12 protein-coding genes are annotated in these 16,828 nt (G+C 70.7%); 5 read left to right on the top strand and 7 right to left on the bottom strand.

Annotation, left to right across the window (positions count from 1 at the left end; translation table 11 throughout):
* Positions 1–21 precede the first annotated feature (21 nt).
* Together pepN (ABZ562_RS21165) and ABZ562_RS21160 are read right to left on the bottom strand one after the other, a co-directional pair.
* On the bottom strand, positions 22–2,598 hold the full coding sequence (pepN, locus tag ABZ562_RS21165) for an aminopeptidase N (RefSeq protein ID WP_361481736.1): 2,577 nt from the start codon (positions 2,596–2,598) through the stop codon (positions 22–24).
* 174 nt (positions 2,599–2,772) lie between these two features.
* Positions 2,773–3,798 (bottom strand): aspartate-semialdehyde dehydrogenase, encoded by a 1,026-nt coding sequence (locus ABZ562_RS21160; RefSeq protein ID WP_361481733.1) that lies wholly within the window; start codon positions 3,796–3,798, stop codon positions 2,773–2,775.
* A 336-nt stretch (positions 3,799–4,134) separates the two neighbouring features.
* Here ABZ562_RS21160 and ABZ562_RS21155 point away from each other — a divergent pair, with 336 nt between their 5' ends.
* Entirely contained in the window at positions 4,135–5,871 is a 1,737-nt protein-coding gene (locus ABZ562_RS21155; RefSeq protein WP_361481730.1) for a TIGR03767 family metallophosphoesterase, read from the top strand.
* 20 nt (positions 5,872–5,891) lie between these two features.
* Here ABZ562_RS21155 and ABZ562_RS21150 read toward each other — a convergent pair whose 3' ends face one another.
* Together ABZ562_RS21150 and pepN (ABZ562_RS21145) are read right to left on the bottom strand one after the other, a co-directional pair.
* Entirely contained in the window at positions 5,892–6,920 is a 1,029-nt protein-coding gene (locus ABZ562_RS21150; protein WP_361481727.1) for a hypothetical protein, read from the bottom strand.
* Between the two features lie 126 nt (positions 6,921–7,046).
* The gene (pepN, locus tag ABZ562_RS21145; RefSeq protein ID WP_361481724.1) at positions 7,047–9,683 is read right to left on the bottom strand and encodes an aminopeptidase N; all 2,637 of its coding nucleotides are present in this window, start codon (positions 9,681–9,683) and stop codon (positions 7,047–7,049) included.
* A gap of 160 nt (positions 9,684–9,843) precedes the next feature.
* Here pepN (ABZ562_RS21145) and ABZ562_RS21140 point away from each other — a divergent pair, with 160 nt between their 5' ends.
* Entirely contained in the window at positions 9,844–10,479 is a 636-nt protein-coding gene (locus tag ABZ562_RS21140) for a DsbA family protein (RefSeq protein WP_361481722.1), read from the top strand.
* Between the two features lie 113 nt (positions 10,480–10,592).
* Here the strand turns inward: ABZ562_RS21140 and ABZ562_RS21135 are convergent, their stop codons facing one another.
* Both ABZ562_RS21135 and ABZ562_RS21130 read right to left on the bottom strand, forming a co-directional pair.
* Positions 10,593–11,234, bottom strand: a complete 642-nt coding sequence (locus tag ABZ562_RS21135; RefSeq protein WP_361481719.1) for a superoxide dismutase — start codon at positions 11,232–11,234, stop codon at positions 10,593–10,595.
* 166 nt (positions 11,235–11,400) lie between these two features.
* Positions 11,401–12,822 (bottom strand): amino acid permease, encoded by a 1,422-nt coding sequence (locus ABZ562_RS21130; protein WP_361481716.1) that lies wholly within the window; start codon positions 12,820–12,822, stop codon positions 11,401–11,403.
* A gap of 267 nt (positions 12,823–13,089) precedes the next feature.
* On the opposite strand from ABZ562_RS21130, the gene ABZ562_RS21125 reads away from it, so the two are divergent.
* The gene (locus ABZ562_RS21125) at positions 13,090–13,683 is read left to right on the top strand and encodes a biotin transporter BioY (protein WP_055552848.1); all 594 of its coding nucleotides are present in this window, start codon (positions 13,090–13,092) and stop codon (positions 13,681–13,683) included.
* A gap of 73 nt (positions 13,684–13,756) precedes the next feature.
* Here ABZ562_RS21125 and ABZ562_RS21120 read toward each other — a convergent pair whose 3' ends face one another.
* Entirely contained in the window at positions 13,757–15,184 is a 1,428-nt protein-coding gene (locus ABZ562_RS21120; RefSeq protein ID WP_361481712.1) for an amino acid permease, read from the bottom strand.
* Between the two features lie 182 nt (positions 15,185–15,366).
* Between ABZ562_RS21120 and ABZ562_RS21115 the strand changes: the two genes are divergently transcribed.
* The gene (locus ABZ562_RS21115; protein WP_361481709.1) at positions 15,367–15,855 is read left to right on the top strand and encodes a ribose-5-phosphate isomerase; all 489 of its coding nucleotides are present in this window, start codon (positions 15,367–15,369) and stop codon (positions 15,853–15,855) included.
* A complete protein-coding gene (locus tag ABZ562_RS21110; protein ID WP_361481706.1) occupies positions 15,855–16,664 on the top strand; it encodes a DNA-formamidopyrimidine glycosylase family protein in 810 nt (269 codons plus the stop codon). The genes ABZ562_RS21115 and ABZ562_RS21110 overlap by 1 nt, the downstream gene beginning before the upstream one ends.
* Positions 16,665–16,828: the final 164 nt, after the last annotated feature.

The raw sequence follows: 16,828 nt of genomic DNA, 5'->3' as shown, positions 1-16,828 counted from the left end.
GGACGACTGCCCACGACTAGGTCAGCTTGCCGCCGCCGCGTCCGCCTCGCGGGCCTTGAGGGCGCGCTCGACGCCCGCCCGGGACTCGGTCACCAGCCGCCGCAGCGCCGCACTGGGCTCGGCGGAGGCCAGCCACGCGTCGGTGGCGTCCAGCGTGGCCCGGGAGACCTGGAGCGCCGGGTACAGCCCGACGGCGATCTGCTGCGCCATCTCATGGCTGCGGCTGTTCCAGACGTCCTTGACCGCCGCGAAGTACTTCTCGGCGTACGGCGCCAGCAGCTCCCGCTGATCGGTCTGGACGAACCCCCCGATCACGGCCTCCTGCAGCGCGTTCGGGAGTTTGTCGCCCTCGACGACCGACGCCCACGCCTCGGCCTTGGCGGCCTCGGTCGGCCGGGCGGCCCGCGCCGTGGCGGCGTGCCGCTCGCCCGCCGAGGTCTTGTCGCGCTCCAGCTCGGCGGCGATCCCGTCCTCGTCGGCGCGCCCGGTCGCGGCGAGCCGCTCCACCAGGGCCCAGCGCAGCTCGGTGTCGATGACCAGGCCCTCGATCGTCTCGCTGCCGTCCAGCAGGGCGGCGAGCAGGTCGAGCTGGGCGTCGGTGCGGGCCGTCGCGGCGAACGCGCGGGCCCAGGCGAGCTGGTGGTCGCTGCCGGGAGCGGCGGCGCGCAGATGCTCCAGCGTGGCGTCGGTCCACTGGGCGAGCCCGGTCTCCCGCCACTCGGGCGCGGCGTACAGATCGAGCGCCAGCTTCACCTGGCGGTGCAGCGACTGCACCACGCCGATGTCGGACTCCTTGGCCACCCCGGACAGCACGAGCGCCAGGTAGTCGCGGGTGGCCAGTTCGCCGTCCCGGGTCATGTCCCAGGCGGAGGCCCAGGACAGGGCGCGCGGCAGGGACGCCTCGAAGTCGCCCAGGTGGTCGGTGACGACGGCCAGGGAGTCGGCGTCGAGCCGGACCTTGGCGTACGACAGGTCGTCGTCGTTGAGCAGGATGACGGCGGACCGCTTGGTGCCGACCAGGGCGGGCACCTCGGTCAGCTCGCCGTCCACGTCCAGCTCGATCCGCTCGGAGCGGACCAGTTTGCCGGTCGCGTCGAGGTCGTACAGCCCGATCGCGATGCGGTGCGGCCGCAGCGTCGGCACACCCTTGGCACCGGCCGGCAGCGCGGGGGCCTCCTGCCGGATCGCGAAGGAGGTGATGGTGCCGGAGGCGTCCGTGGCGATCTCCGGGCGCAGCACATTGATGCCCGCGGTCTGCAGCCATGCCTTCGACCAGGTCTTCAGGTCCCGGCCGCTGGTCTCCTCCAGCGCGCCGAGCAGGTCGGTGAGCCGGGTGTTCTTGTAGGCGTGGCGCTTGAAGTACGCCTGGACGCCGCGGAAGAACTCGTCCATGCCGACGTACGCGACGAGCTGCTTGAGCACGCTCGCGCCCTTGGCGTACGTGATGCCGTCGAAGTTGACCAGGACATCGTCCAGGTCGTTGATCTCGGCCATGATCGGGTGGGTGGACGGCAGCTGGTCCTGCCGGTAGGCCCAGGTCTTCATGGAGTTGGCGAAGGTGGTCCACGAGTGCGGCCACTTGCTGCCCGGCGCGTACGCCTGGCAGGCGATGGAGGTGTACGTGGCGAACGACTCGTTCAGCCACAGGTCGTTCCACCACTCCATGGTGACCAGGTCGCCGAACCACATGTGGGCCAGCTCGTGGAGGATGGTCTCGGCCCGCACCTCGTACGCCGCGTCCGTCACCTTGGAGCGGAAGACGTACTGGTCGCGGATGGTCACCGCGCCCGCGTTCTCCATCGCGCCCGCGTTGAACTCCGGCACGAAGAGCTGGTCGTACTTGGCGAACGGGTACGCGTAGTCGAACTTCTCCTCGAACCAGTCGAAGCCCTGCCGCGTCACCGCGAAGATGGCGTCCGAGTCGAGGAACTCGGCGAGCGAGGGACGGCAGTAGATGCCGAGCGGCACCGACCGCCCGTCGCCGCCGTCCCAGCTGCTGTGCACGCTGTGGTACGGGCCGACGATGAGCGCGGTGACGTACGTCGAGATGCGCGGCGTCGGGTCGAAGCGCCAGACGTTGTCCTTGGGCTCGGGCGTCGGCGAGTTGGAGATCACCGTCCAGCCCTCGGGCGCGGTCACGGTGAACTGGAAGGTGGCCTTCAGGTCCGGCTGCTCGAAGCTCGCGAACACCCGGCGGGCGTCCGGCACCTCGAACTGGGTATAGAGGTACGCCTGCTGGTCGACCGGGTCGACGAAGCGGTGCAGCCCCTCACCGGTGTTGGTGTAGGCGCAATCGGCGACGACCCGCAGCTCGTTGCGCCCGGCCAGCAGCGACGGCAGCGCGATCCGCGAGTCCTGGAACACCTCGGCGGGGTCCAGGGCGTCCCCGTTGAGGACCACCTCGTGCACGGTGGGCGCCACCAGGTCGATGAACGAGGACGCACCCGCCTCGGCGGCTTCGAAGCGCACCGAGGTCACCGATCGGTAGGTGCCGCCCTCCTGCGCGCCGCTCAGGTCCAGCTCGATGTCGTACGCGTCCACGGTCAGGAGGCGCGCTCGCTCTTGCGCTTCCTCCCGGGTGAGGTTGGTACCAGGCACGTCGGCTCTCTCCCGTTCGTCATGTGCGGTATGTGCGGTACGCCATGCGTCAGGCGGATTGCCATCCTCGCACGTCGGAACCGGTTGGCGCCGGTACATAAGCCGGTACGCGGGGGCCCGGGAAACGCCGGAGGGGGGAGCGGCCGAAGCCGCTCCCCCCTCCACGCGCGGGCGTCAGCTCAGGTCGGCCGCGACCAGCTCGGCGATCTGCACCGCGTTCAGCGCGGCGCCCTTGCGCAGGTTGTCGTTGGACAGGAACAGCGCGAGACCGTTCTCGACCGTTTCATCCACCCGGATCCGGCCCACGAAGCTCGGGTCCTGGCCCGCGGCCTGCAGCGGGGTCGGGATGTCGCTGAGGGCCACGCCGGGGGCGCCGGCCAGCAGCTCCACGGCCCGCTCGACGCTGATCGGACGCTCGAAGCGGGCGTTCACCTGGAGCGAGTGGCCGGTGAAGACCGGGACCCGGACGCAGGTGCCGGAGACCTTCAGGTCCGGGATCTCCAGGATCTTGCGGCTCTCGTTGCGGAGCTTCTGCTCCTCGTCGGTCTCCAGCCGGCCATCCTCGACGATCTTCCCGGCCAGCGGGAGCACGTTGTAGGCGATCGGGCGGGCGTAGACCTCCGGCTCGGGGAAGTCGATCGCCGAGCCGTCGTGGGTCAGCTCGGCCGCCCGGTCGGCGCCCTTGCGGATCTGGTTGTCCAGCTCGGCGACGCCGGACAGCCCGGAGCCCGAGACGGCCTGGTAGGTGGTGGCCACCAGGGCGGTCAGCCCGGCCTCCTGGTGCAGCGGGCGCAGCACCGGCATGGCGGCCATGGTGGTGCAGTTCGGGTTGGCGATGATGCCCTTGGGGCGCTGCACCGTGGCGTGCGGGTTGACCTCGGAGACGACCAGCGGAACGTCGGGGTCCATGCGCCAGGCGGAGGAGTTGTCGATCACGACCGGGCCCTGCGAGGCGACCTTCTCGGCCAGCGCGCGGGAGGTGGCGCCGCCCGCCGAGAACAGCACGATGTCCAGGCCGGAGTAGTCGGCCGTGGCCGCGTCCTCGACGGTGACCTCGGTGCCGCCCCAGGGGAGCGTGCGGCCTGCGGAACGGGCGGACGCGAACAGCCGCAGCTGGTCGGCGGGGAAGTCGCGCTCGGCGAGTATCCTCCGCATCACTCCGCCGACCTGGCCGGTCGCTCCGACGATTCCGATCCTCATATGAACCCTTTTCCTTGGTTGTGTCTCGCGATGGCGCCTACCCTTCCGGCCAGTGTCTCAGGCCCCGCCGTAACCCTTCCGTGACCAACGCCACGCTGGTCCGACGCCTGGCGGCGAGGCCCGGCGTTCCCGCGCGGGTGAACACGAAGTGAGCGGAAGAATTCCTGTTCACGAGGGTGCGATGGCCGTTTTCTTCACCAAGATCGACGTGAGGAGATCGGCGGCCGGCGTTGCCGCGTCGTTCACTCCCAGGCCATCCCCGATGCCAACGATCCGAAGTGAGGACAGCCGCCGCTGTCCGCCCGCTTCGCGAATCCACTCGGGGAGAGATCGCGCATGTCCCGCATACGGTCCGCCGCCTCCGCCGTCGCCGCGCTCGACCGCCGCACCTTCCTCACCGCCGCGGCGGCCACCGGTGCCACGGCCGGCCTCGGCATCGCCTTCGGGCCCGGCAGCGGATCGGCCAAGGCCTCGCAGCCCGCCACGGCACGCACCGCGGGACGCCGGGTGGCCCAGGCGCCCGCCGCGCCCTCCAACGCGGGCACCACCCTGGAGACGTTCTCCGCGCCCCTCTCCGGCTCCGGCGGCTACCGCCGGCTCGGCGACGGCCCGGCCTGGGACCGCAGGGTACGCACCGACATCACCGGCGCCAAGGCGGGCCGGGAGGACCGGCGCACCGCGCTGGCATCGTTCGTCCAGCTGACCGACCTGCACCTGACGGACGTTCAGCACCCGCTGCGCTACGAGTTCCTGCGCTCCGGTCGCACCGGCGCCTGGCGGCCCCACGAGGCGCTGACCGTCGTCGGCCTCACCTCCCTCATCGAGCGGATCAACGGGCTGCGCGGCGGCCCGGCCACCGGCGCGCCGCTCTCCTTCGTGATGACCACCGGTGACAACACCGACAACAACTCGAAGATCGAGCTGGACTGGTTCCTCACCGCCATGAACGGCGGCCGGATCACCCCCAACACCGGCGATCCGCGCCACTACGAGGGCGTGCAGAACAGCGGACTCAAGGAGTTCTGGCACCCGGAGCAGGCGCTGCGCGACTCCGACAAGCAGGCCGGTTTCCCGCGCATCGACGGCTTCCTCGACGCCGCCCTGCGCACCGTCAACAGCCCCGGACTGCGGCTGCCGTGGTACTCGGCCATCGGCAACCACGACGACCTGGCGGGCGGCGTCTACTCGTTCGGCGGCGACTACCTCGCCGAGCTGGCGACCGGCAAGCGGAAGCTCCAGCTCATCCCGGCCGACGAGGCCGCGAAGATCTACAAGGGCGAGCGCAAGGGCGCCGACCCCAAGGGCGCCGACATGAAGGCGGTGCTGGAGGCGCACGCCAAGGACATGCGCACCGTCACCCCCGACGAGCGCCGTGCGCCCTTCACCCAGAAGGAGTACGTCGCCGCCCACCTCGACCCGCTGGCCGCCGGGGCGGGCCCGGTCGGCCACGGCTACACCAAGGCCAACCTCGAAGAGGGCACCCTCTACTACTCGTTCCGGATCTCCGACAACGTCGTCGGCATCAGCCTGGACACCACCGACCCGGGCGGCCACTACACCGGCTCGATCGGCACCGCCCAGCTGAAGTGGCTGGAGAAGACGCTCAAGGAGCACAAGGACGATTACGTCATCGTCTACAGCCACCACTACAGCGACAGCCTGAACAACATGAACAGCGACCCGAACCGCCCGGGCGAGGCCCGGCACGGCGGCGACGAGGTGGTCTCCCTCTTCCAGCGCAACCCCCACGTGCTGGCCTGGATCAACGGTCACAGCCACCAGAACGAGATCACCCCGCACGACACCTTCTGGGAGATCACCACCGCCTCCCACGTCGACTTCCCCCAGCTGGCCCGGGTCATCGAGGTCGTGGACAACGAGGACGGCACGCTGTCCCTGTTCACCACGCTCATCGAGGCGGCCGCCCCGCGCCGCACCGACTTCGAGGACCTGTCGCAGACCGGACTCGCCGCGCTCTACCGCGAACTGGCCTTCAACGCGCCCGGCGCCAGCCAGACCCTCGCCGGTGACCCGGACGACCGCAACACCGAGCTGCTGCTGCGCAAGCCGTGAGCGGAAAGCGTTGAGCGTTCTCAGCGCGGCAGGAGCAGCACATGGGGGGCCGGGCCGCGGTCGGCCGCCGCGATCAGCGCCGTACGGACCACCGCGGCCTGCTCCTCCAGGCCCTCCCGGAGCCGCTTGGGCGTGACGCGCACGACCGTGATGCCCATCTCCTCCAGGCGCTCGCGCCGCCGGGCCTGGGCGGTGCCCGGGACGGGCCCGCCGTGGCGCGGCACCCGGGCGTCGATCTCCAGCGCGACGCCCTGGTCCCGCCAGTACGCGTCCACCCCGCCGAGCGCGGGCCCACCCGGCAGCCGCAGCTCCACGTTCCACAGCGGTTCGGGCAGGCCGTAGCCGCGCACCATGTCGTACAGGCGGCCCTCGGCGATGGCCCGACCCTCGGCGAGCAGCGCGTCCACGGCGTCGACGACATGCGGCCGGGACAGCAGCCGGGCCCCGCTCAGCTCCGTGACCACGGCCGCGGCGTCGCAGTGCCCCTGGCGCACCGACTCGGTGAGCAGCGCGCGCACCGTCACCGCGTCGGAGAGCCGGGCGACCGCGTCGGCCAGCGCCCGGGCGACCGGGGCGGTGGGCATCCCGGCGCGGTCCCGCGGCGGCGGGAGGGGGTGGGCGCGGACGAAGCGCACGAAGCCGGTGGAGCGCAGCCGCCGGGCGCGCGGCACGAGGATGTCGATGCGGTCGAGGGAGGCCAGCGGGGGAGCGGAGGCGAAGTGGTGCAGGGCGAGCGCCGCGAGCCCGGTGATCATCGCCTCACCGTCGTGGCCGTCGCCCGCGGCGGCGCCGTGCCCGCCGCCCGCCTGGCGGCGGCTCGCGGTGTACAGCAGCGCCGCGTACAGCCGCTCCTCGCCGGTCGGGGGACCGGGGTGCAGCAGATGCACCCCCGGCAGCATCCGCTGCCAGGGGCCGCCGGCCCGGCAGCGCTCGGCGGTCTGGGCCGCCGTCACGCCGTGCTCACGCAGCTGACGCGTCGTCAAGACCCGGCGGCGGGCGTCCGAGAGCTGGTGGAGGGGGCGGGGAGACAGCGGTGTGTTGTGGTTCATGACCCCGCCATTCCCGCCCGCTCCACCCCGCTCACCGCTGTGACAGAACCGTCGACAAAACCGGACAACACCGCACTAAAGTACGGCAGTTCGAATGCCGAAAGGGCCCCCGTCCGCCGACGGGCGTCACAGCCGCGGCCGTCGGCCCGCCGCCCGTGCGTCGCACTCCTGTCCGCGCAGGGTCCGCGCGAGGTCGTCGCGGGCCTCCAGCACCAGGCGGCGCAGCGCGGGCGGCGCCTCCGGGTGACCGGTCAGCCAGGCGTCGGCCGCCGCCAGGGTGCTGGCGTCGCCCTGGGTGGACGGGAACAGCCCGCGCACGATCGCCATGGCGATCTCGATCGACCGCTCCTGCCAGATCCGCTCGATCACCTCGAAGTAGCGCGGGGCGTACGGGGCCAGCAGCTCGCGCTGGTTCGCCTGGTCGAAGCCCGCGATGGTGGCCTCCACCAGCGCGTTGGACAGCCGGTCGGAGTCCACCACGGCCGCCCACGCCTCGGCCTTGACCGCGGCCGAGGGCCGGGCGGTCAGGACGCGCACCTGATGGCGCTTGCCGGACGCGGTGTCGTCGCGGGACAGCTCCGCCGCGATCGCCTTCTCGTCGGCCTCGCCCAGCGCGGCGAGCGCCGCCAGGAACGTCCAGCGCAGCTCCTGGTCCACATCGAGCCCGTCGATCCGGGCCGAGCCGTCCAGCAGGCCGCGCAGCATCCGCAGCTCGGCGTCGCCGGTGGCGACCTGGGCGAAGAACCGTGCCCAGGCGAGCTGGTGCCCGCTGCCCGGTTCGGCGAGCCGCAGCTCGCGCAGCGCGCCCTCGGCGATCCGGCTCCCGGCCTCCGCACGCCCCTCCGGCGCGCTGTAGTGGTGCAGCGCGGACAGCGCCCACGCCTGGACCATCTGGAGCACGCCGATGTCGCTCTCCGCCCCGGCGAACCTCGCCACCAGCGCGAGATAGTCGCGGGCGGGCATCAGCCCGTCCCGGGTGAGGTTCCACAGCGCGGACCAGCACAGCGCGCGGGCCAGGGGATCGCTCAGCTCGCCCAGGTGCTCGCGCAGCGTGTCCAGCGAGCCCTCGTCGAAGCGGATCTTGCAGTAGGTGAGGTCCTCGTCGTTGACCAGGATGAGATCGGGCCGCTCGGCCCCGGTCAGCTCGGTGACCACCGTACGGGGGCCGTCGACGTCGACCTCGGCGCGGGCGTACCGCACCAGCGCCCCGGCGCGCTCCCCGGCGGCCGCGTCCTTCCGGTACAGCCCGACCGCGACCCGGTGCGGGCGCAGCGTGGGGTGAGTGCCGGACGCGGCCTCCTGGAGGACGGCCAGCTCGGTGATGTGCCCCTCGGCGTCGTAGACGGCCTGCGGGGTGAGCACATTGACGCCCGCGGTCTCCAGCCACGCCCGCGACCAGGCCGCCATGTCCCGGCCGGAGGTCTCGGTGAGCACCGACAGCAGATCGGTCAGCCGGGTGTTGCCGTACGCGTGCCGCTTGAAGTAGCGGCGGGAGCCCTCCAGGAAGGCGTCCTGCCCGGCGTAGGCCACCAGCTGCTTGAGCACGGACGCGCCCTTGGCGTACGTGATCCCGTCGAAGTTGAGCTTGGCGTCCTCCAGGTCCCGGATGTCGGCCGTGACGGGATGGGTGGAGGGCAGCTGGTCGGCGCGGTACGCCCAGGACTTGCGGCGGTTGGCGAAGGTGATCCAGCCGTCGGTGAAGCGGGTCGCCCCGACCAGCGCGAAGGACCCCATGAAGTCGGCGAACGACTCCTTGAGCCACAGGTCGTCCCACCACTCCATGGTGACCAGGTCGCCGAACCACATGTGCGCCATCTCGTGGAGGATGATCGTCGCCCGGTGCTCGTACGACGCCCGGGTGACCTTGCCGCGGAAGATCAGCTCCTCGCGGAAGGTCACGCACCCCGGGTTCTCCATCGCGCCGATGTTGTACTCCGGCACGAACGCCTGGTCGTACTTCCCGAAGGGGTACGGGTAGTCGAAGTGGTCGTGGAAGAAGTCCAGGCCCTGCTTGGTGACGGTGAAGACGTCGTCCGCGTCGAAGTGCTTGGCGAGCCCCTTGCGGCACAGCGCGCCGAGCGGGATCTCCAGCACCGAGCCGTCCGGCCGGGTGCGGCGGTAGCGGTCGCTCTCGTAGTGGTACGGGCCGGCGACGACGGCCGTGATGTACGTCGAGATGGGCAGCGTCGGGGTGAAGCGGGTGGTCGCGGCCCCGTCGCCGTCGCCGGACGGCTCGACCCCCTCGGCCGTCCCGTTGCTCAGCACCGTCCAGCCTTCGGGGGCGGTCACCGAGAAGGTGAACGGCGCCTTCAGATCGGGCTGTTCGAAGTTGGCGAAGACCCTCCGGGCGTCGGCCGGCTCGTACTGCGTGTACAGATACACCTCGCCGTCCTCGGGGTCCACGAAGCGGTGCAGCCCCTCGCCGGTGCGGCTGTAGGCGCACCGCGCGTCCACCACCAGCTCGTTCTCCCCGGCCAGCCCCTCCAGGGAGATCCGGGTCCCGTCGAAGACGGCCGCCGGGTCCAGCTCCCGCCCGTTGAGCCGCACCGCGACGACCTCCGGCGCCACCAGGTCGGCGAAGGACGCGGCGCCCGGCTCGGCGCAGCGGAAGCGCACGGTCGTCGTCGAGCGGAAGGTGCGCGGGCCCGGGCCGGTGTCCGCCCCGACCGCCGACCGCAGGTCGAGGGCCACCTCATAGGCGTCCACCGACAGCAGCCTCGCCCGCTCGCGGGCCTCGTCACGGGTCAGGTTCTCACCGGGCACGTAGCGGCTCCCTCGTCTTCGGCTGGCCATCTCGGATGGCGGACAGCGGGAATCATGTCACGCGGCACTGACACTCGGTATCGGGGAATGGTCCCCGCACCCGGCCACGTTGTCGTACGAGATAACTCCGTATCCGTGCGTTCCCGTCCGAGGAGAGACCATGGCCGAGACTGTCAAGACGCCCGCCGATTTCTGGTTCGATCCGCTGTGTCCCTGGGCCTGGATGACCTCGCGCTGGATGCTCGAGGTGGAGAAGGTCCGCCCGGTCGAGGTGCGCTGGCACGTGATGAGCCTCGCGGTGCTCAACGAGCCCAAGCTCGATGAGCTGCCCGAGAAGTACCAGGAGCTGATGAAGACCGCCTGGGGCCCGGTCCGGGTCTGCATCGCCGCCGAGCAGAAGCACGGCAGCGATGTCCTCGGCCCCCTTTACACCGCCCTCGGCACCCGCTTCCACAACCAGGGCCTGGAGAAGACCCGCGAGACGATCGTCGCCGCCCTGGAGGAGGCCGGGCTGCCCGCCGACCTCGCGGACGCGGCCGACTCCGACGCGTACGACACCGAGCTGCGCGCCTCCCACAAGGCGGGCATCGACCTGGTCGGCCAGGAGGTCGGCACCCCGGTCATCGCCGTCCCCGGCTCGGACGGCGAGCAGATCGCCTTCTTCGGCCCGGTCGTCACCCCCGCCCCCAAGGGCGACGCCGCCGCCCAGCTGTGGGACGGCACCCTGATGGTCGCCTCCATCCCCGGCTTCTACGAGATCAAGCGCACCCGCACGGTCGGCCCGATCTTCGACTGACCCGCCCGCATGCCCGGCACGGCAGGGCCCCCGCGCGACTCGACCGCGCGGGGGCCCTGTTTTTCCGCCTGCCCGTGAAGGCTGAGAAGACGATCACGTGAGCAGGAGGTCTCCTACGGCGCGAGCAGCAGGTTGTGGGCGCGCTCCTTCGCCGCCGTGTAACGGCGGGCCACATCCTGCCAGTTGACGACCTTCCACATGGCCTCGATGAAGTCCACCTTCTGGTTCTTGTACTGCAGGTAGAAGGCGTGCTCCCAGGCGTCGAAGACCAGGATCGGCACCGAACCCTGCCCCACGTTGCCCTGGTGGTCGTACACCTGCTCCACCACCAGCCGCCCGCTCACCGGCTCGTACGCCAGCACCCCCCAGCCCGACCCCTGGGTGGTCGCGGCCGCCTTCGACAGCTGCGCCTTGAACCGGCCGAAGGACCCGAAGTGCTCGGCGAGGGCATCGGCCAGCTCGCCCACCCCGTCCTTCTCCAGCGGCTCACCACCACCGTCGCCGGTCATGTTGGTCCAGTAGATGCTGTGCAGGATGTGGCCCGACAGATGGAAGGCCAGGTTCTTCTCCAGCCCGTTGATGGACCCCCACTGGTCCTTCTCCCGCGCCTCCGCGAGCTGCTCCAGTGTGTCGTTCGCGCCCTTGACGTACGTGGCGTGGTGCTTGTCGTGATGCAGCTCGATGATCTCGGGACTGATGACCGGGGCCAGCGCCGCGTAGTCGTACGGAAGTTCAGGAAGTGTGTAGATGGCCATGCCAAGCCCTCCGGACGCTTAATGCAATTCACTTGCAACTGCACGCTATCAGCAAGAGCGTTTTCCGCCAGGGGGAGCCGGGGAGTCCGCGCCAAAAGACCGAGGCGGGGCGGGCCCTCGGATGGAGGACCCGCCCCGCCTCGGAAGCGGAAGGAGAGAGTGGAGATCAGTGCCGGGCGGATATCGCCCGCTGGCGGGCGTAGCCGATGACCGCGAGCACCACCGTCATGCCGAGCGTGAAGTACAGCTGGGTGCTGGTGTCGTCCTCGCGGAGCATCAGGAGCAGGACGGCGACGGTGGCGGCCAGGGCCACGTAGGTCAGGTAGGGGAAGAGCCACATCTTGACCACCAGCTTCTCCGGGGCCTCGCGCTGGAGGCGGCGGCGCATCACGAGCTGGGACACGGCGATGAAGCCCCAGACGACCAGCACCGCCGCGCCGACCATGTTGAGGAGCCACTTGAAGATGGTGTCCGGCCACCAGTAGCTGAGCAGGACGGCGACGAAGCCGAAGAAGGACGAGGCGAGCACGGTGAGCCGGGGGACGCCGCCGAAGACCCGGCCGAGGAAGGCGGGGCCTTCGCCGCGGACGACCAGGGAGTAGGACATGCGGGAGGCGCCGTAGATGTTGGCGTTCATGGCGGAGAGCAGGGCGACCAGCACGATGACGTTCATGATGTCGCCGGCCGCCGGGATGTCGAGGTGGTCCAGGACCGCCACGTACGGGCCGTCCTTGACGACCGACGCGTCGTTCCACGGTATGAGCGTGACGACGACGACCATCGAGCCGACGTAGAACAGGGCGATGCGCCACATCGCGGTGCGCACGGCGCCGGCGACGCTCTTGACCGGGTTCTCGGACTCGGCCGCCGCGATCGTCACCGTCTCCAGGCCGCCGTAGGCGAAGACGGAGGCCAGCAGGCCGACGACGAGGCCGTTCGCGCCGTTGGGCATGAAGCCGCCCTCGCCGGTGAGGTTGCTGCTGCCGGGGGCGTCGGTGCCGGGCAGGGCGCCGATGATGGCGAGGACGCCCAGGATGAGGAAGATGCCGATCGCAGCGATCTTCAGCGCGGCGAACCAGAACTCGAACTCGCCGAAGTTGCTGACGGCCGCGAGGTTGGTGCCGCAGAACATCGCCATGAAGACGGCGACCCACATCCAGGAGTCGGTGCCCGGGAACCAGTGGACCATGATCCCGGCCGCGCCGATCGCCTCGGCGGCGATGCCCACGCACAGCAGCACCCAGAACATCCAGCCGACGGTGAATCCGGCCCACGGCCCGATCGAGCGCTCGGCGTGCACGGAGAACGAACCGGAGGCCGGGTTGGCCGCCGACATCTCGCCGAGCATGCGCATCACGAGCATCACGAGCAGCCCGGAGAGCGCGTAGGCGAGGATGATCGAGGGCCCGGCGGCGGCGATTCCGGCACCGGAGCCGACGAACAGCCCGGCGCCGATCACGCCGCCGAGGGCGATCATCGACAGATGGCGCTGTTTGAGGCCGTGCGAGAGCGGCCGCGAGGCGTCCCCGCCCGCGTCGGTCGCCTTGGTGCCGCTCTGCGGCGCTGAGGACGCAGGTGTCGGGTTCATGGCTGGTCTCTGTCCCTTGTGTGAGGGGCGGGCGGATGCAAAACGCCCCCAGTGTGGGGCGTGCGTCCGATCAGGACAACATTGATGTCAAACTTTTCTGGATATCGGACATCATGGTCACGCTCCGTATCGCGCCATTCTGCGTGACTATCTGCCCGAAGCCGCCAAGCCCGGGGCCCGGCCTTTGTGCTGATCCGATGGTGTGCGGCCGCTTCACCTCGGGTTACCGTCGCGTAGTCCGCCCTTCCCGACCACGGAGTTCCGCTCATGAGCACTGTTTCCGCCGCCGCCCCGACCGGTACGGTCCTCGCCGACGCGGTCTTCCCCGCGCGGCGCGTTCTCGCCCGTGACACCGCGCTCGTCGTGGGTGGCGCCGTGCTCACCGGCCTCGCCGCGCAGATCTCGGTGCCCGTCCCCGGTTCGCCGGTGCCGGTGACCGGCCAGACGTTCGCCGCGCTGCTGGTGGGCACCTCGCTCGGGGCCCGCCGGGGCTTCCTGTCGCTCGCGCTGTACGCGCTGGCCGGGATGGCGGGCATGCCCTGGTTCGCCGAGGGCGACTCCGGCGCCGCGATGCCGTCCTTCGGCTATGTGCTGGGCATGCTGCTCGCCGCGACCGTGGTGGGCGCGCTGGCGCGGCGCGGCGGTGACCGGAGGGCGCTGCGCACCGCGGGCACGATGGCGGTCGGCTCCGCGATCATCTACGCGATCGGCGTCCCGTACCTGGCGCTGGCCACGGACCTCTCCCTCGGCCAGGCGGTCGCCGCCGGACTGACCCCGTTCCTGATCGGGGACGCCCTGAAGGCCGCGCTGGCGATGGGCGCGCTGCCGGCCGCCTGGAAGCTGGTGGGCCGCCGCGGCTGAGCCGTCACCCCTCATCGGTACGCGTCGGGCGGGCTGGTTCTCCAGCCCGCCCGACGCGTGTCCGGTGAACGGACTACGGGGCCACGGACTCCTTGGAGGCGTTCTCGGCCGGGGCGACCGGCTTGGGCCCGGCGACCCGGTCCCGTACCAGCGCGAAGCCCACCACGAGCACCGCCACCAGGGTGGACAGCAGCACCTGGTCGCGTCCGTCCTTGTCGGTGAGCATGTAGAGCAGCACGAACGAGATCATCCCGATGGTCGCCCAGGTCAGATACGGGAAGCCCCACATGCGGACGACCAGCTTGTCCGGGTTCTCGCGCAGGATGATGCCGCGCATCCGCAGCTGGGTGAAGCAGATCACCAGCCAGACGAAGAGCGCGACCGCGCCCGAGGAGTTCAGCAGGAACTGGAAGATCGTGTCCGGCCACTGGTAGTTGAACCACACCGCGACGAAGCCGAAGACGACCGAACCGAGGATCGCGGCCTGGGGCACGCCGCGTCCGTTGGTCTTGGCGAACGCGGCCGGGGCGTCACCGCGCTGCCCGAGCGAGAAGGCCATGCGGGAGGCGGTGTAGAGGCCGGAGTTGAGACAGGAGAGCACGGCGGTCAGCACGATGACGTTCATGACCTGACCGGCGTGCGGAATGCCGATCGAGTCGAGCGCGGCGACGTAACTGCCGTCCTTGGTGATCGACTTGGCGTCCCAGGGCAGCAGGGTGACCACGACGAAGATCGAGCCCAGGTAGAAGACCGCGATCCGCCAGATCACGCTGTTGGTGGCCTTGGAGACGGCCCGCTGCGGGTCGGCGGACTCACCGGCGGCCAGGGTGACGATCTCGCTGCCCATGAAGGAGAAGACGACCAGCAGCACTCCGGTGAGGATCGCGCCCGGCCCGTTGGGCAGGAAGCCGCTGTGGTCGGTCAGATGCGCCAGACCGGCGCCCTCGTTCTCGGAGCCGGGCAGGAGGCCGAAGACCGCGAGCCCGCCGATGACGATGAAGGCGGCGATCGCGACGACCTTGATCCCGGCGAACCAGAACTCGAACTCGCCGTAGGAGGAGACCGAGGCCAGGTTGGCGGCGGTGAGCACGAGCATCACGATCAGCGCCCAGCCCCACTGCGGTACGGCCGGCCACCACCCCTCCAGGATCTTGGCACCGGCGGTCGCCTCGACCGCCAGCACCACGACCCAGAAGAACCAGTAGAGCCAGCCGATGGAGAAGCCCGCCCAGCGCCCGAGTGCCCGGTCGGCATAGGCGGAGAAGGAGCCGGAGGTCGGATTCGCGGCGGCCATCTCGCCCAGCATGCGCATCACGAGGACGACCATGAGGCCGACGAGTGCGTAGGAGACGAGAATGCCCGGCCCGGCCTTGGCGATACCGGCGCTGGAGCCGACGAACAGCCCGGCGCCGATCACCCCGCCAATCGCGATCATGGATAGATGGCGGTTCTTGAGCCCGGCCTTCAGGCCGTCGGGGGAAGTCGCTGGTTGTGCGCTCATATGGCTCGATCCTTTGCTTCCGGAATAGGAGCGACGCCAGTGAATCTCAGGAGAACGAACAGGTGAACCTTCGATTTCAAATCGTTACTTGAGGTTTTCATGAGGTTCCTTGGTGTTGCGTCGTAATCACAGAGCGCCTACCCGGCTCGGCGGGAAAGACACGGCCGTGCCACACTCAGGGCATGCGCGTGTACCTCGGCTCCGATCATGCCGGATACGAACTGAAGAACCACCTCGTGGAGTGGCTCCGGGCGGGCGGTCATGACCCCGTCGACTGCGGCCCGCACATCTACGACGCCCAGGACGACTACCCGCCGTTCTGCCTGCGCGCCGCCGAGCGGACCGCCGCCGACGCCGACAGCCTCGGCATCGTGATCGGCGGCTCCGGCAACGGCGAGCAGATCGCGGCGAACAAGGTCAAGGGGGTACGCGCCGCACTGGCCTGGAGCGAGCAGACCGCAGCCCTCGCGCGCGAGCACAACGACGCCAACGTGATCAGCATCGGCGGGCGCATGCACACCCGGGAAGAGGCGATCAAGTTCGTCGAGATCTTCCTGGCCACCCCGTACTCCGGCGAGGAGCGGCACACCCGCCGCATCGCCATGCTCGCCGACTACGAGACCACCGGCGAACTGCCGCCCATCCCGGCCCACCACCCCGCCGGCGACTGATGCCCGAAGGGCACACCATCCACCGACTGGCCGCCGACCACCTCGACCGGTTCGGCGGCCGGCCCGTCCGTGCCACCAGCCCCCAGGGCAAGTTCGCCGACGGGGCGGCCCTCGTGGACGGGCAGGTGCTCCAGCACGCCGAGGCGCACGGCAAGCACCTCTTCCTGGACTTCGCGGCCACCGGCTGGGTCCACGTCCACCTCGGGCTCTTCGGCACGTACGCCATCGGCCCGGCCCCCGCCCCGCCGCCCACCGAGACCGTACGGCTGCGGCTCGCGGGCCCCGGGGGGTACGCCGATCTGCGCGGGCCGACCGCCTGCGCCCTGATCACCGAGCCCGAGAAGCAGGCCATCCACGACCGCCTCGGACCCGATCCGCTGCGCCCCGGCGACGACGGCGCCGACGCCTGGGCCCGGATCTCCCGCAGCCGGGTCAGCGTGGCCGCGCTGCTCATGGACCAGAAGGTGGTCGCGGGCGTCGGCAACGTCTACCGCGCCGAGGTCCTGTTCCGGCACGGCATCGACCCGTACCGCCCGGGCCGCGGGCTGACCCGCGCCGAATGGGACGCGCTCTGGGCCGATCTCGCGGAACTGATGCGCGAGGGCGTACGGAACAACCGGATCGACACGGTCCGCCCCGAGCACACCCCCGAGGCCATGGGCCGCCCGCCGCGCGTCGACGACCACGGCGGCGAGGTCTACGTCTACCGCCGGGCCGGGCAGCCCTGTCATGTCTGCGGCGGCGAGATCCGCACCGCTGGCCTGGCCGCCCGGAACCTTTTCTGGTGCCCCGCTTGCCAGCGGTCGTGAGACGCGGCAGCCGGCGCTCCGTCAGATGCGACCGCCGCCCCGGCCGCCGGTGGAGCGCTCGCATTCGGTCAACTCCCGCCCGAGCGCGATTTTCCCCGTCGATCGGGGTACGAGACCGAAGACGAACACCAGCTTTCCGTACCAATCATCCCAAACAGCCGATC

It is taken from the genome of Streptomyces sp. NPDC019937, assembly GCF_040631655.1.
GTDB lineage: Bacteria > Actinomycetota > Actinomycetes > Streptomycetales > Streptomycetaceae > Streptomyces.
This window is presented reverse-complemented; position numbering and strand designations above follow the sequence as displayed.

Bases quoted from the DNA above. Each gene is read 5' to 3' on its own strand.
- ABZ562_RS21160 (WP_361481733.1), bottom strand. From the start codon at position 3,798: ATGAGGATCGGAATCGTCGGAGCGACCGGCCAGGTCGGCGGAGTGATG.
- ABZ562_RS21155 (WP_361481730.1), top strand. From the start codon at position 4,135: ATGTCCCGCATACGGTCCGCCGCCTCCGCCGTCGCCGCGCTCGACCGC.
- ABZ562_RS21150 (WP_361481727.1), bottom strand. From the start codon at position 6,920: ATGAACCACAACACACCGCTGTCTCCCCGCCCCCTCCACCAGCTCTCG.
- ABZ562_RS21140 (WP_361481722.1), top strand. From the start codon at position 9,844: ATGGCCGAGACTGTCAAGACGCCCGCCGATTTCTGGTTCGATCCGCTG.
- ABZ562_RS21135 (WP_361481719.1), bottom strand. From the start codon at position 11,234: ATGGCCATCTACACACTTCCTGAACTTCCGTACGACTACGCGGCGCTG.
- ABZ562_RS21130 (WP_361481716.1), bottom strand. From the start codon at position 12,822: ATGAACCCGACACCTGCGTCCTCAGCGCCGCAGAGCGGCACCAAGGCG.
- ABZ562_RS21125 (WP_055552848.1), top strand. From the start codon at position 13,090: ATGAGCACTGTTTCCGCCGCCGCCCCGACCGGTACGGTCCTCGCCGAC.
- ABZ562_RS21120 (WP_361481712.1), bottom strand. From the start codon at position 15,184: ATGAGCGCACAACCAGCGACTTCCCCCGACGGCCTGAAGGCCGGGCTC.
- ABZ562_RS21115 (WP_361481709.1), top strand. From the start codon at position 15,367: ATGCGCGTGTACCTCGGCTCCGATCATGCCGGATACGAACTGAAGAAC.
- ABZ562_RS21110 (WP_361481706.1), top strand. From the start codon at position 15,855: ATGCCCGAAGGGCACACCATCCACCGACTGGCCGCCGACCACCTCGAC.